Here is a 14,007-nt window from a genome sequence, read left to right on the forward strand (position 1 = left end):
ATTGTGCGACACCGGCGTCGCGGCATGGGAGAATGGCCATTGCGAAGCAATTCGCTGCCAACTTACTTTTCCACTCCTTATTAGCGAGGTCCCTTACGTGTCACCCATGGCCCGCACCGCACCGGTGCCTGCCGCGACAGATCCGGCGATCATCAGAAACTTCTGCATCATCGCCCACATCGACCACGGCAAGTCGACCCTGGCCGACCGCATGTTGCAGCTCACCGGAGTCGTCTCCTCACGCGATATGAAGGCCCAGTACCTGGACCGGATGGACATTGAACGCGAACGCGGCATCACCATCAAGTCACAGGCCGTACGCATGCCATGGGAGGTCGATGGTCAGTCCTACGCGCTGAACATGATCGACACCCCGGGGCACGTCGACTTCACCTATGAAGTATCGCGCTCCTTGGCGGCCTGCGAAGGTGCCATCCTCCTGGTTGACGCTGCGCAGGGCATCGAAGCCCAGACGCTGGCGAACCTGTACCTGGCCATGGAGAATGACATGACGATCATTCCCGTGCTGAACAAGATCGACCTTCCCTCGGCACAGCCCGAAAAGTACGCTGCCGAAATCTCCAAACTCATTGGCTGCGACCCGGAGGACATCCTCCAGGTTTCGGGTAAGACCGGCATGGGCGTCGAAGCCCTGCTGGACAAGGTTGTTCGCGACCTGCCGGCACCGGTCGGCGACCCGAATGCCCCGGCACGCGCCATGATCTTCGACTCCGTCTACGACACCTACCGTGGTGTTGTCACCTACGTGCGCGTGGTTGACGGCAAGATCTCGCCGCGCGAAAAGGTCCAGATGATGTCGACCGGCACCACCTATGACCTGCTGGAAATCGGCGTTTCCTCACCGGAACCGGTTCCCTCCAAGGGCCTTGGTGTCGGCGAGGTCGGCTACCTGATCACCGGCGTGAAGGACGTGCGCCAGTCAAAGGTCGGTGACACGGTCACCAACTTCGCCAAGCCGGCGGAGAAGTCTCTGGGCGGTTACCAGGACCCGAAGCCGATGGTGTTCTCGGGCCTGTACCCGATCGATGGTTCGGATTACCCGGCCCTGCGCGATGCGCTGGACAAGCTACAGCTCAACGATGCAGCCCTGACGTACGTCCCGGAGACCTCCGTGGCACTGGGCTTCGGCTTCCGCGTTGGTTTCCTGGGGCTTTTGCACCTGGAAATCACCCGCGAACGCCTCGAGGCGGAGTTCAACCTCGACTTGATCTCGACCGCACCGAACGTGGTGTACGAGGTCATGACCGATGACAAGAAGCTGCGTACAGTGACCAATCCGAGCGAATTCCCCGACGGGAAGATCCTCGAGGTCCACGAGCCAATGGTTGCTGCAACCATTTTGGCACCGCACGAATTTGTCGGCGCCATCATGGAACTATGCCAGTCACGCCGAGGCGTCATGCGCGGCATGGACTACCTCTCCGAGGAACGCGTGGAGATCCGTTACTGGCTTCCGCTGGCAGAGATCGTCTTCGACTTCTTCGACGTGCTGAAGTCCAAGACCCGCGGCTACGCCTCGCTGGACTGGAAGGCCGACGGCGAACAGATCTCGGATCTGGTCAAGGTCGACATCCTGCTCCAGGGTGAACAGGTCGATGCGTTCAGTGCGGTTACCCACCGTGACAAGGCCTACGCGTACGGAACCATGATGACCTCGAAGCTGCGCGAGCTGATTCCCCGCCAGCAGTTCGAGGTGCCCATCCAGGCAGCCATCGGTTCACGCATCATTGCCCGCGAAAGCATCCGCGCCATCCGCAAGGACGTCCTGGCCAAGTGCTACGGCGGCGACATTTCCCGTAAGCGCAAGCTGCTGGAAAAGCAGAAGGCCGGCAAGAAGCGGATGAAGATGGTTGGCCGCGTGGAGGTTCCCCAGGAAGCCTTCATCGTTGCCCTTTCGTCCGACGAGCCCAAGAAGAAGTAACAATGCCAGGTGCTTTGCCCCTCGGGGATCCGGCACCATCGGACGGGTTGCTTCCGGCAATCTGCGCCGATGGTGCCGTGGACCGGACCTTTTCGGTCTACGTCCACATTCCGTTCTGCGCCGTGCGCTGCGGATACTGCGACTTCAACACGTACACGGCCCACGAGCTCGGCTCGGGTTCCAGCCAGGACACCTACGCCGAGGCCGTCTCCTCGGAGATCGCCTTCGGCGCCAAGGTCCTGGAGGAATCCGGCGTGCCGCGGCGCAGCGTGTCCACCGTCTTCTTCGGCGGCGGAACGCCCACGTTGCTGCCCGCCGAGGACCTGGTCCGCGTGCTGCGTGAGATCCGCACCCAATGGGACCTTGCTCCCGACGCGGAAATCACCACCGAGGCGAACCCGGATTCGGTGACGCCCGAGTCCCTGCAGCTGCTGGCCGACGGCGGATTCACCCGCGTGTCGATCGGCATGCAGTCCGCTGTCCCGCACGTCCTGAAAACCCTTGACCGCACGCACAACCCCGAGCGGGTCGGCCTTGCCGTGCAATGGGCGAAGGCTGCGGGCCTGCAGGTGAGTGTCGACTTGATCTACGGCACGCCGGGGGAGTCGATCGAGGATTGGCGCACCAGCGTCAACACCGCGCTCAGCTACGACCCCGACCACATCTCCGCCTACGCGCTGATCATCGAGGAGGGCACCCGGCTTGCCGGGCAGATCCGCCGCGGCGAGGTAGCGAACATCGACGATGACGACCACGCCGACAAGTACCTGATCGCCGACGAGCTTTTCGCCGCTGCCGGTTACAACTGGTACGAGGTCAGCAACTGGTCGAAGGACGAAAGCAGCCGCTGCCTGCACAACCTTGCCTACTGGCGGGGTGGCGACTGGTGGGGCGCGGGCCCCGGGGCGCACTCCCACGTGGGCGGGCTGCGTTGGTGGAACGTCAAGCACCCGGCCGCGTACCAGCAGCGCATCGACGCGGGCACCTCGCCCGCCGCGGGGCGTGAAACCCCGGACGAGGACGCACGCTACCTGGAACGGGCCATGCTGTTGACCCGCATCGTCGACGGCATGGACACCGCCGAGCTGAATCCCGAGGGCCGGCAGGCAATTGCCGGCTTGATTGCCGACGGCTTGGTGGTCCCGGAGGCGGCATTCGCCAAAAAGGTCGTTCTGACGCTGCAGGGTCGGTTGTTGGCCGATGCCGTGTTGCGCAGGCTGCTGGATTTCTAGGAACCGCCGCGCAGCGAAAGCGGGTGGAACCCACAAAGGTGGGTGGCGGGTTGGATGAATTTCCAACCCACCACCCACCTTTGTCATTTGGAAAAGGCGGCCTGGCCGACCCGCTTGTTCAATCCGGGGCGAAGCGTCGAGCCACGTGGACCAAGCGTCGACAGCGGTTGTCCACGGCCTGCAGGTCCCCCCCCGTCGGCGTCTTCGGCGCCGGCCGCGGATTCGCGTTCGGTGCGGCCCGCATCCAAGTCGGCCCGGTAGCTGGCAACGGAAAAGGGCACTGCCTTTCGGCAATGCCCTGGGTTTCCGGCAGGCTCTTTGCTACTTGAACAGCCGAAGGTTGAGCGGGTAGCGGTAGGGGCGGGACTTGTTCGCGTTGATGCCCGCCTTGACGCCGCTGACGGTGAGGAAGATCCAGATTGCGACCACGAGAACCGCGAAGACCCACCCGACGACGGGAATCAGCGAGAGCAGGTTCAGCACCACGGCAATGACCGTGAGCGGGAATGTGAAGTTGAGTGCTTCCTTGGATTCCTGCGCCGTGAACGGCCCGCGCGAGCGGTACACGTAGTAGATGATGGCCGAGGGAACGCACCCAAGGATCGCGCCGAAGTGGGCGATGGTTGCCCACTGGCGGTCTTCGGTGGGTGTCAGTGGCAGCGGGGCGTCCGAAGAACCTTCGAATCGGTCCGGCTGGCCGTCGCCTGCGCCGGATGGCTGTCGTGCCTCATTGACCACTGCTGGTGTCCTCTTCGTTGCTGTTGGTGAATCGATGGACAGTTTATCGCCAATCCAACGGCTCCAATGCATCGAACCGTGGCTTTGGGCGCGTCCCGGCCGAAAGGTGAAAGGTTTTTCATGCAGCATGGACATCTTCAGGCTGTCCACGTGGCACGATCGGCGGGCAGGGTGAGCATTCTCACGGTCCGGACATTATTCCGGCCGGGCGCGTCGCGCGTGTGGCGACAACTACTCGGGTCCGTGGTCGCCTGCCGTAAGGAAGTCGATGACCTCTTCAACGCGGCCCAAAAGCGATGGTTCCAGATCGGCGTAGCTTCGCACCTGCCCCAGGATGCGTTCCCACCCCTGCGCCACGTCGACCTGTTCCTGGTGCGGCCAGCCCAGGCCCTTGAGGATGCCGGTTTTCCAGTCGGTTCCGCGCGGCACCACAGGCCATGCCCTGATGCCCAGCACCGTGGGGCGGACGGCTTGCCACACGTCGACATACGGGTGGCCGACAATCAGCACGTTGCCCGCGGCACCTGGCACGCGCATTGCCTCGGCGGCGATCTTCGCCTCCTTGGTGCCGGACACCAGGTGGTCGACGAGGATTCCGAGCTTGCGCTGCGGGCCGGGTGAGAAGTCGCGGATGGCGGCAGCCAAGTCATCGACACCATGCAGCGGCTCCACGACGATGCCCTCCACCCGCAGGTCATGGCCCCAGACTTTTTCGACCAGCTGGGCGTCGTGCTTGCCTTCGACCCAAATGCGGCTTGCCCGGGCGGTGCGGGCCCGCAGGTCGGTGACCATGCGCGAACCCGATGCGCTGCGCGCGGTGCCCTGGTTGGCCGGCGGCGCGGCGACCGGTTCGGTGATTTCCACGGGTTCCCCTTCGAGCAGGAAGCCGAAGCCCGTGCGGAAAGACTTCGTCCGGCCCGCACGGTCCTCCAGGGCCATGACGCGCATGCCGCCGGATTTTTCCATGCGGACGACTTCTCCCACCCACCCGCTTTCGACGTCCTCGAGGAGCAGGCCCAGGCGCAGTGGAACCTTGCGGAGCTGTCGTCGTACGGGGGCGCTCATGTCTTGGGCGCCCCAGGTGTAATTGGTCATGGTTTCACTTTCCGGTGCCGATGGTCGCGTGCCGCGGCGGTGAGACGTGTGGTGAACGCGGCATCACCGTGTTTGAACAAACCATGCTAACAACCCAGCCGGACGTATTAGACTTAGCACTTGGACATGTCGAGTGCTAAATGCCGCAACTTCACGGGTCCCGGCGCCCCGATGCGTCGTCGACCGTATCAATCTGGTAGTCAGGAGGGTAAGAATGACCGAACCGCGCAGGCTTGAGGTCCTCCGAGCCATCGTTGAAGACTATGTGAAGTCACGTGAACCGGTGGGTTCGCGGGCCCTGCTGGAGCGTCACAACCTCGGGGTCTCGGCCGCGACCATCCGCAACGACATGGCATCGCTTGAGGAAGAGGGCTTCATCGTCGCCCCGCACACTTCCTCCGGGCGGATTCCCACCGAAAAGGGCTACCGCCACTTCGTGGACCAAATCGGCGACATCAAGCCGCTCTCGCCGGCCGAACGACGTGCCATAGCCGCACTGATCGAAGGGTCGCACGACCTCAACGAGGTCCTCGAAAACACCGTCCGCCTGCTGGCCAGCATCACGCAGCAGGTGGCGCTCATCCAGGTGCCGCATTACTCGAACGCCACGGTCCGCCACATCGAGCTGGTGGGCCTTGGCGCCGGGCAGACACTCGTTGTCCTGATTGCCTCCAGCGGCAAGGTCGAGCAACGGGTCATACTCTTGCCCCCGGACACCAGCGAGGAAGACCTCCAGCGCCTGCGCGCGGTGTTCCTCGCCGTGTTGGACAACCGCCCCATCGCCGATGTCTCGAAACTCTGCGGGGGCCCCACCGATTTGGTCGAACCACGGTTGCTGCATGCGGCACGGGCCGTCGCGGAGTCGTTGGCTGCCCTGGCGCGCAACAACACCGTGGACCGCATGGTCATGGCCGGCACCGCCAACCTGGCCCGCGCAAACCGCGACTTCCCGTTGAGCATCACCCCGGTCCTTGAGGCGCTCGAGGAACAGGTGGTCCTGCTGCGGCTGTTCTCCGAACTCGAGCAGGACGCCCACGGGATCGCGGTGGGTATCGGCACCGAAAACCAGTACGGCGCGCTGACCGAGGCCTCGGTGGTCGCCACGGGTTACGGGCCGGGCGAACAGTCGATGATCGGCGTGTTGGGCCCGACGCGCATGAACTACCCCACCTCGATGGCCGCCGTGCGCGCCGTCGCCAGATATCTTTCCCGGATCCTGGCCGGCTAACGCTTCGGCCATTGTCAATTTTTGAAGTACGAAAGGACACAGCGAGCACTGTGAGCACTCACTACGAAGTTCTGGGCGTCAGCAAGGACGCCACGGGCGAAGAGATCAAGAAGGCCTACCGAAAATTGGCCCGCAAGCTGCACCCCGATGTGAACCCGGGGGAGGACGCCTCCGAGCAGTTCAAGCAGGTGACCCACGCCTATGAGGTGCTCGCCGACGCGGACAAGCGCGCGAACTACGACGCCACGGGCAACGAGAACGGCACGGGCCAGACCGGTTTCGGCGGAGGCGGCGGCTTCGGCGGCGGCTTCGGGGACATCTTCGAGCAGTTCTTCGGCGGCGGCCAGGCCCAGGGCCCGGCCTCGCGCACGCAGCGCGGACGCGACGCACTGATCACCGCGACCATCGACCTTGCCGATGCGGTGGCCGGCACGGTGTACCCGCTGGAGATGGAAACCGCCGTCACCTGCCCCACCTGCGAGGGCACCTGCTGCCGCAAGGGCACCTCGCCCGTCACCTGCAGCATCTGCCACGGCGCCGGCCAGGTCCAGCGTCCGGTCCGTTCCTTCCTGGGCCAGATGATGACCGTCGAGACCTGTGCGGCCTGCCGCGGCTTCGGCACCACCATCCCCGACCCGTGCATCGACTGCAGCGGCCAGGGCCGCATCCGCGAACGCATCTCCAAGCAGCTCAAGGTCCCCGCCGGCGTTGCCAGCGGCACCCGCATCCACCTGGCCGGCCAGGGCGAGGCGGGCCCCGGCGGCGGCCCCAACGGCGACCTGTACGTGGAGATCGAGGTGCGCCGCCACAAGGTCTTCGAACGCGAGGGCGTCGACCTGCACGCACGCATGAACGTCCCGATGACCGCGGCCGCGCTCGGCGCGGACCTGAAGCTGGAGACCTTCGACGGCACCCAGGTCATCGAGGTCGAATCCGGCGCCCAGTCCGGCGACACCGTCCGCCTGGCCGGCTACGGCGTTCCGCGCCTGCGCGGCGGCAAGCGCGGCGACATCATCGTGCACCTGCACGTCGAGACCCCGACCAAGGTCGACGCGGCGCAGCGCGAGCTGCTCGAGCAGCTGGCCAAGCTGCGCGGCGAGGAATTCGCCGAGGGGCGCATGGAAAACAGCGGCGGTATGTTCTCCCGCCTGCGCGGCAAGCTCGGCAACCTGGGCTCATGAGCAACCAGTGCTTCTTCATGGAGCGCGGTTCCCTCGGCGACCCCGCCGTGGGAACCGTCCTCACCCTTGAGGGGCCCGAGGCCCACCACGCGGTGAACGTGAAGCGCGTGCGCAGCGGGGAGATGATCGACCTGGTCGACGGCACCGGTGTGCGCGCAAGCGTCGAGGTGCTGGACACCGACAAGGCCACGCTGCGTGCCACGGTTGCCTCCGTCGAGCACGAGGCGGTCCTGCCGGTCCGCATCACCCTGGTGCAGGCGCTGGCCAAGGGCGACCGCGACCTGCAGGCCGTCGAGTCCGCGGTGGAACTCGGCATCGACGCGGTGCGCCCCTGGCAGTCCGAACGCGCCATCGTGCGCTGGAACGAGGCCAAGGCCGCCAAGGCCCTGGGCAAGTGGGAGGCGACGGTGCTCAGCGCGCTGAAGCAATCCAGGCGCACGTTCCTGCCGGAGGTCCTGCCGATGGTTTCCACCCCGGCGCTGGCCAAGTCCATGGCGGACGCGGCGGACGCAGGGAGACCGGTGCTGGTGCTGGTGCTTCACGAACGCGGGGCCAACTCGGTGGCCGACGTCGTCGGCGCCTGGGCCGCCGAGCACGCCGTGGCACTGGCCTCCGGGGAGAACCCGCGCGCGGAAGTCCACTTGGTCGTGGGACCCGAGGGCGGGATTTCCGACAACGAGATCGACCAGTTCCTGGCCGCCGGCGCCAATGTGGCCCTGCTGGGCCGGCACGTGCTGCGCGCCTCGACCGCCGGGCCCGCGGCCCTGGTGCTCGTCAGGCACCTGCTCGGACAGCTCTGACCCGTAAGAAGTCTTGAAGCTGCACGGCCACAGGCACAAGGATCCCTGTGCTGTTCCTCCCGGTCCATCGGGAAGGGGGAACAACACAGGGATCCTTGCGTTGGCAGCGGTGCGTCGGGCCGTGTTTGGCGGGCGGTGCGGCTACTCCGTCACCGTGAAGTCCTTGGATTCGAGGGCGATCCGCTTGTCCGTGGTCGCATCGACGCCCCATGCCGTGAATGTGTACTCGCCGGCCCCCAGCTCGTGGCTGAAGGAAAACTCGTTGGTGTCCCGGGATTCGCTGCCCGCGGGCAGCTGGCCGGAGGCGACGGGCTCGGTCGACTCGCTCTTGATGCCCAGCGGGTTCGTGGCCTTCTTCCGCCGGATCTCCCAGAACTCCCCGCCGGAGAAACTCGCGCTCAGGCCGCGGAAGTTCACGCTGCCGGCGGGCACGGAACTGCCGGCCTGCGGGTCGATGACCCACAGCGGCGCCGCAAGCGTGGCGTCGCGGGTGAAGGTCTGGTCCAGAGGAATCTGGCCGAAGGCCAGGAAGTCGCTCGATCCGTCGACCTGGATCCGCACGCTTGGCTCGATGCCGTCGGAGAGGATGCCGGCGTTGGCCGCGGCGGCAGTGGCCGTGTACACCAATTGCGCGATCGACCGTTCCGCGAGGCCGCGATCCAGCGATGCACCGAACGCCTTTTTGCCCAGGTCGATGGTGATCAGGTTCTGCGGGCTCACCGAGGCCCCGATCGAGGTGCTCGGACGCCACAGGTTGAAGTAGTCGGTGTCACGCGGCTTCGAGGACAGCATGTAGCGCACCGCTGCGGCGATCGGATCGCCGGCCCCGGGGATCTGCACGAATTCCCGGTAGAGACGCACCGTGCCGTCCGATTCCGAGAGCCAGTAGACGGGCATGCTCCGGTCGGTGCTCAACGCTTCCATGCCGACAGCCGACAACGGGGCAACCGAATGGGTGTCGGTGTTCGATGCGGGCATCGAGAACTGTTCGGCGCCGGTCCCCAGGCCGCAGGAGGCCGTGGTTCCAAGCAACGCCATGAGCGCCAAGGCCGCAATGCGGGAATGGGCGGTGCGACGGGAACGGGACATCGGAAATAGTGGCTCTCTGGGAGAAAGGGAACTGAAAACATGGGTGGAGCAGCATCGGGGGAGACGATGAACTTCCCCAGCCTTGCACAAAAAACCGGTCAGAGGGGGTTTCGATCCGGGTTTTGCGGGGACTGTTGCCTGATTGATATGTTCCCGGGCGGGCAGACGGGCCTGCAGCGCGCCAATGGCCGGTGCCACAAGGGCAGGATAAGATGGACGAGGTGCAGGGACCATTGGCCGCGGAAGGACCGCAGGCCTTAGTTGCCCACACAGATTGCGGAGGCGGCAACAGTCGTATGGATCCAGAGATGAGCCAATCAGGGCAGCCACGGGAAACCGATGCGCTGGTCAGTTTCGACAGTTCCGACCAGATGGTCGCCACCCTGGGTGCACATGATGAACTCTTGCGCGTCATCGGCGGTGCCTACCCGGGCGTTGACCTGCACGCCCGCGGCAACGACCTGCGGGTCACCGGCGAACCGGGCGCCGCACACCGTGCCCTGCGGGTGATCACCGAGGCCCGCACGCTCGCGGCCAACGGCACCCGGATTTCCGCGCAGACCATCGAACAACTGGTGCGCATGCTCGAGGGCTCCGGAGCCGGCGACGCCCAGTCCGTGCTCGGGCTGAAGATCCTCTCCGGCCGAGGCAAGGCCATCCGGCCCAAGACGGTGAACCAGAAGTCCTACGTCGACGCCATCGACGAGAACACCGTGATCTTCGGCATAGGTCCCGCGGGCACCGGCAAGACCTACCTGGCGATGGCCAAGGCCGTCGCGGCGCTGCAGGCCAAGGAGGTCAGCCGGATCATCCTGACCCGCCCCGCCGTGGAGGCCGGGGAGAAGCTCGGCTTCCTGCCCGGCACCCTGACCGACAAGATCGACCCGTACCTGCGCCCGCTCTACGACGCCCTGCATGACATGCTGGAGCCGGATTCGATCCCGCGCCTGCTGGCCGCCGGCACCATCGAGGTCGCACCGCTGGCCTACATGCGCGGACGCACGCTCAACGACGCTTTCATCATCCTCGACGAGGCGCAGAACACCACGCCCGAACAGATGAAGATGTTCCTCACCCGGTTGGGCTTCGGCTCCAAGATCGTGGTCACCGGCGACATCACCCAGGTCGACCTGCCCGGCGGGACCAAGTCCGGGCTGCGCGTGGTCACCGAGATCCTCGAGGGCGTCGACGACATCGCATTCTGCGAACTGGACGCCAGCGACGTGGTGCGCCACCGGCTGGTCGGGGCCATCGTCGGCGCCTACGAGCGCTGGACGGCCCGCCAGGACCCCAACTTCAACCGCTCGGCCGCCCGCGCGCGGCGCCGGGCGGCCGCGGCCCCCGGAGCGGGCCACGCAGCACACAAGCAGCACGGAAAACCACAGGGACACGGTCCCGACAACCAGGAGAACGCATCATGAGCGTAGAGGTCAACAACGAGTCCGAGATCGCAGCCGATCTCGAACGCATCAGCGCGTTGGGACGCCACATCCTCTCCGAGCTGCACGTGCACCCGGAAACCGAGGTCTCGATCATCCTGATGGACGAGGAACCCATGAGCGCGCTGCACGTCGAATGGATGGACATCGACGGGCCCACGGACGTGATGAGCTTCCCGATGGACGAGCTGCGCCCGGGCCGCCCCGGATCCCCCACCGAGGCCGGCATGCTCGGCGACATCGTGATCTGCCCGCAGGTCGCCACCACCCAGGCCGCCGCCGGCGGGCACAGCGTCGAGGACGAGATCCTGCTGCTGACCACGCACGGCATGCTGCACCTGCTGGGCTTCGACCACGCCGAGCCCGAGGAAAAGGACATCATGTTCACCCTGCAGCGCCAGCTGCTTGAAGGATTCCTGGGCCGCCCGGCTCCGCGGGAGACGATGAACTAGTGACCGCGATTGTTCTCGCGCTCTGTGCACTGGTGTTCATCATCTGTGCAGCAATCCTCACCGCGGCCGAATCCGCCTACCTGTACCTATCCAGGCAGCAGGCGGAGGTGCTGCGCAACGAATCCGCGGCCGGCCACCTGAGCCGCATCCTCGACGACACGACCAGCCACACGCACGCCGTGCGTTTCTGGCGGATCTGGTTCGAGACCGCCTCCGCCGTGGCGGTCGGCATCCTCTACCACGACAGGCTCGGCAACGTCTGGCTGGCCGGCCTGCTGGCCACCGTCACCATGGCCGCCGTCAGCTTTGTGCTGGTCGGTGTCTCGCCGCGCCGCTACGGCCGCACCCACGCCGATGCGGTGGTGCGCCGCACCGCGCCGCTGATCCGCTTCCTGCGCCTGGTGCTGGGCCCTGTCCCGTCCTGGCTCGTCGGCATCGGCCAGGCCATTTCCCCGCGCGCCGTCGCGGAGGACGAGGGCTTCCTCTCCAAGGAGCGCCTGCGCGACCTGGTCGACCGGGCCTCGGAGGGCGACGGCCTGGAGGACGAGGCGGCGGAGATCATCAACTCCGTCATGGACCTGGAGGACACCTACGTGCGCTCGGTCATGGTGCCGCGCACGGACATGGTCACCATCCCCAGGGGCCGGGACCTCAACGCGGCCATGGAACTGTTCCTGAACTCCGGCTGCTCGCGCGTGCCGGTGATCGGGGAGGACGCCGACGACATCTTCGGCATCGTCTACCTCAAGGACGTGGCCTACAAGCTGCACAAGGAGCCCGGATCCCGGGCGCTGGTCGAGGAGCTGGCACGACCCACCCGCTACGTGCCCGAATCCAAGCTGGTCGGCGAGCTGCTGCCGGAGCTGCAGCGCGAATCGACCCACATGGCCATCGTCATCGACGAGTACGGCGGAACCGCCGGGCTGGTCACCCTCGAGGACCTCATTGAGGAAATCGTCGGGGAGATCGATGATGAGTACGACAGGCAGCGCAACGAGATCGAGGACCAGGGCGACGGTAGCTACACCGTCACCGCCCGCACCTCCATCGACGAACTCGGCGAGCTTTTCGACATCGACATCGACGAGGACGAGGTCGACTCCGTCGGCGGGCTGCTGGCCAAGGAGCTGGGCAGCGTCCCGGTCCTCGGCTCGCACGCCGCGGTCCACGGCATAGAACTGAAGGTCGTCTCGCTCAGCGGGCGGCGCAACCGCATCGGGAAGATCCTGGTGCGCAAAGTGGAAGTACAAACGACAACCGGCGAACAACCCGCCGTGAACGATGCACCGCATCACAAGGAGCAAGCATGAGCCGGAACACCAAAACCCCCGCAATGATGCCCGATGGCGGCTGGCCGAAGGACTTCCGTTCCGGCTTCACCTCCTTCGTGGGCCGCCCGAACGCCGGCAAGTCCACGCTGACCAACGCGCTGGTGGGCCAGAAGGTGGCCATCACCTCCTCGAAGCCGCAAACCACCCGCCACACCATCCGCGGCATCGTGCACCGCGAGGACGCGCAGCTGATCCTCGTGGACACCCCGGGCCTGCACCGCCCGCGCACCCTGCTGGGCCAGCGCCTGAACGACCTGGTCGCGGACACCCTCTCCGAGGTCGACGCCATCGGCTTCTGCCTGCCGGCCAACGAGAAGATCGGCCCGGGCGACCGCTTCATCGCCACCCAGCTGGCGCAGCTGCAGAAGAAGCCGATCGTCGCGATCGTCACCAAGGCCGACACCGTGGACAAGGCCGCGCTCATGCAGCAGCTGATGGCCGTGGCGCAGCTGGGCGTGGACACCCTGGGGGAGGGCGGCTGGGCCGCCGTCGTTCCGGTCTCCGCCACCAAGGACTTCCAGGTCAAGGAGGTCGCCGACGTGCTCGCCGCGCAGATGCCGCTTTCCCCGCCGCTGTACCCGGACGGCGAGCTGACCGACGAGCCGGAGGCCAAGATGGTCGCCGAGCTGATCCGCGAGGCCGCCCTGGAGGGCGTGCGCGACGAGCTTCCGCACTCGCTTGCGGTCGTCGTCGAGGAAATGGTCCAGCGCGAGGGACGCCCGGAGGACAGCCCGCTGCTGGACGTGCGCGTGAACCTCTACGTGGAGCGTTCCAGCCAGAAGGCCATCGTCATCGGCAAGGGCGGCGCGCGCCTGCGCGATGTCGGCACCCGTTCGCGCAAGGGCATCGAGGCGCTCCTGGGCACCAAGGTCTACCTTGACCTGCACGTGAAGATCGCCAAGGAATGGCAGCGCGATCCCAAGCAGCTGGGAAAGCTCGGCTTCTAGTTTCCGGCTCCACCATGCAATTCAGAACGATCCCGGGCGCCGTTTGCCCGGGATCGTTCTGCGTTCGGGCCGCCCGACGGCGCCCGCCCCTATGCGCGGCTCACTGGCCGATCCGCTTGCGGATCTCCGCGGCAATCGCTTCCGATCTTGCGGCGATCCTCGCATGGAGGTCCATTTCCTCCGCCGACAGGGAACCGTCGTTGGCCAACATGCGATCGGCTTCCACGTCCCCGAGGGCATCGATGATGAACGACCACGTTTCACGGGGAAGCCGTATCGCCGGGATCTGCTCCTCGGGCCCCTCAAGATCGGCGGACCGGTCCAGATTCTCGCCCCACCCGGCTTCACGGATCGTGCCGCACCATTGGACCAGCGCGGGATCCCCGAGGGATAGGGCACCCAGGTTGCCCAAGGCCCCGTCGATGAGAAGCCAGTCCGTGGTTGGAAGGGAAAGCCCGATCCGGGCCGGCGATTTTTCTGTCATGGGTCGATCGTAGCGGAGCCGCCCCGGCATGCTGAAAGCCAGTTGACTT

The 14,007-nt window shown here is 66.0% G+C and carries 13 protein-coding genes; 9 read left to right on the top strand and 4 right to left on the bottom strand.

Features of this window, described 5'->3' with window-relative positions; translation table 11 throughout:
- The first annotated feature begins 97 nt into the window (after window positions 1-97).
- Window positions 98-1,942, top strand: coding sequence for a translation elongation factor 4 (gene lepA, locus ACIQLF_RS05555; protein ID WP_400295388.1), 1,845 nt, complete (start codon window positions 98-100; stop codon window positions 1,940-1,942).
- Between the two features lie 2 nt (window positions 1,943-1,944).
- A complete protein-coding gene (hemW, locus tag ACIQLF_RS05560; RefSeq protein WP_400295391.1) occupies window positions 1,945-3,174 on the top strand; it encodes a radical SAM family heme chaperone HemW in 1,230 nt (409 codons plus the stop codon).
- A gap of 321 nt (window positions 3,175-3,495) precedes the next feature.
- Here hemW and ACIQLF_RS05565 read toward each other — a convergent pair whose 3' ends face one another.
- Both ACIQLF_RS05565 and ACIQLF_RS05570 read right to left on the bottom strand, forming a co-directional pair.
- Window positions 3,496-3,912 carry a DUF4870 domain-containing protein gene (locus tag ACIQLF_RS05565; RefSeq protein ID WP_400295394.1) on the bottom strand — a complete coding sequence of 139 codons (417 nt, stop codon included), beginning with the start codon at window positions 3,910-3,912 and terminating at the stop codon, window positions 3,496-3,498.
- A gap of 231 nt (window positions 3,913-4,143) precedes the next feature.
- Entirely contained in the window at window positions 4,144-5,007 is an 864-nt protein-coding gene (locus ACIQLF_RS05570) for a DUF3097 domain-containing protein (protein ID WP_400295397.1), read from the bottom strand.
- 214 nt (window positions 5,008-5,221) lie between these two features.
- On the opposite strand from ACIQLF_RS05570, the gene hrcA reads away from it, so the two are divergent.
- The 3 genes from hrcA to ACIQLF_RS05585 are packed head-to-tail and all read left to right on the top strand — an operon-like array spanning window position 5,222 to window position 8,216.
- Complete coding sequence (gene hrcA / locus ACIQLF_RS05575; protein WP_400295400.1) at window positions 5,222-6,235, top strand: heat-inducible transcriptional repressor HrcA; 1,014 nt, start codon at window positions 5,222-5,224, stop codon at window positions 6,233-6,235.
- A 50-nt stretch (window positions 6,236-6,285) separates the two neighbouring features.
- Window positions 6,286-7,416 (top strand): molecular chaperone DnaJ, encoded by a 1,131-nt coding sequence (dnaJ, locus tag ACIQLF_RS05580; protein ID WP_400295402.1) that lies wholly within the window; start codon window positions 6,286-6,288, stop codon window positions 7,414-7,416.
- Window positions 7,413-8,216, top strand: a complete 804-nt coding sequence (locus ACIQLF_RS05585; RefSeq protein ID WP_400295405.1) for a 16S rRNA (uracil(1498)-N(3))-methyltransferase — start codon at window positions 7,413-7,415, stop codon at window positions 8,214-8,216. The genes dnaJ and ACIQLF_RS05585 overlap by 4 nt, the downstream gene beginning before the upstream one ends.
- Window positions 8,217-8,357: 141 nt before the next feature.
- Here the strand turns inward: ACIQLF_RS05585 and ACIQLF_RS05590 are convergent, their stop codons facing one another.
- Entirely contained in the window at window positions 8,358-9,305 is a 948-nt protein-coding gene (locus ACIQLF_RS05590; RefSeq protein WP_400295408.1) for a GerMN domain-containing protein, read from the bottom strand.
- Between the two features lie 308 nt (window positions 9,306-9,613).
- Here ACIQLF_RS05590 and ACIQLF_RS05595 point away from each other — a divergent pair, with 308 nt between their 5' ends.
- The 4 genes from ACIQLF_RS05595 to era are packed head-to-tail and all read left to right on the top strand — an operon-like array spanning window position 9,614 to window position 13,474.
- The gene (locus ACIQLF_RS05595; protein WP_400295410.1) at window positions 9,614-10,726 is read left to right on the top strand and encodes a PhoH family protein; all 1,113 of its coding nucleotides are present in this window, start codon (window positions 9,614-9,616) and stop codon (window positions 10,724-10,726) included.
- On the top strand, window positions 10,723-11,196 hold the full coding sequence (ybeY, locus tag ACIQLF_RS05600) for an rRNA maturation RNase YbeY (protein ID WP_400295413.1): 474 nt from the start codon (window positions 10,723-10,725) through the stop codon (window positions 11,194-11,196). Before ACIQLF_RS05595 ends, ybeY begins: the two co-directional genes overlap by 4 nt.
- The gene (locus ACIQLF_RS05605; RefSeq protein WP_400295416.1) at window positions 11,196-12,506 is read left to right on the top strand and encodes a hemolysin family protein; all 1,311 of its coding nucleotides are present in this window, start codon (window positions 11,196-11,198) and stop codon (window positions 12,504-12,506) included. The genes ybeY and ACIQLF_RS05605 overlap by 1 nt, the downstream gene beginning before the upstream one ends.
- Window positions 12,503-13,474: a GTPase Era gene (era, locus tag ACIQLF_RS05610; protein ID WP_400295419.1), complete on the top strand. Its 972-nt coding sequence runs from the start codon at window positions 12,503-12,505 to the stop codon at window positions 13,472-13,474. The genes ACIQLF_RS05605 and era overlap by 4 nt, the downstream gene beginning before the upstream one ends.
- 100 nt (window positions 13,475-13,574) lie before the next feature.
- On the opposite strand, the gene ACIQLF_RS05615 is transcribed toward era, so the two are convergent.
- Window positions 13,575-13,958, bottom strand: a complete 384-nt coding sequence (locus tag ACIQLF_RS05615; protein ID WP_400295422.1) for a hypothetical protein — start codon at window positions 13,956-13,958, stop codon at window positions 13,575-13,577.
- Between the last annotated feature and the right edge of the window lie 49 nt (window positions 13,959-14,007).

This window comes from Paeniglutamicibacter sp. NPDC091659 (genome assembly GCF_044756805.1).
Lineage (GTDB): Bacteria > Actinomycetota > Actinomycetes > Actinomycetales > Micrococcaceae > Paeniglutamicibacter.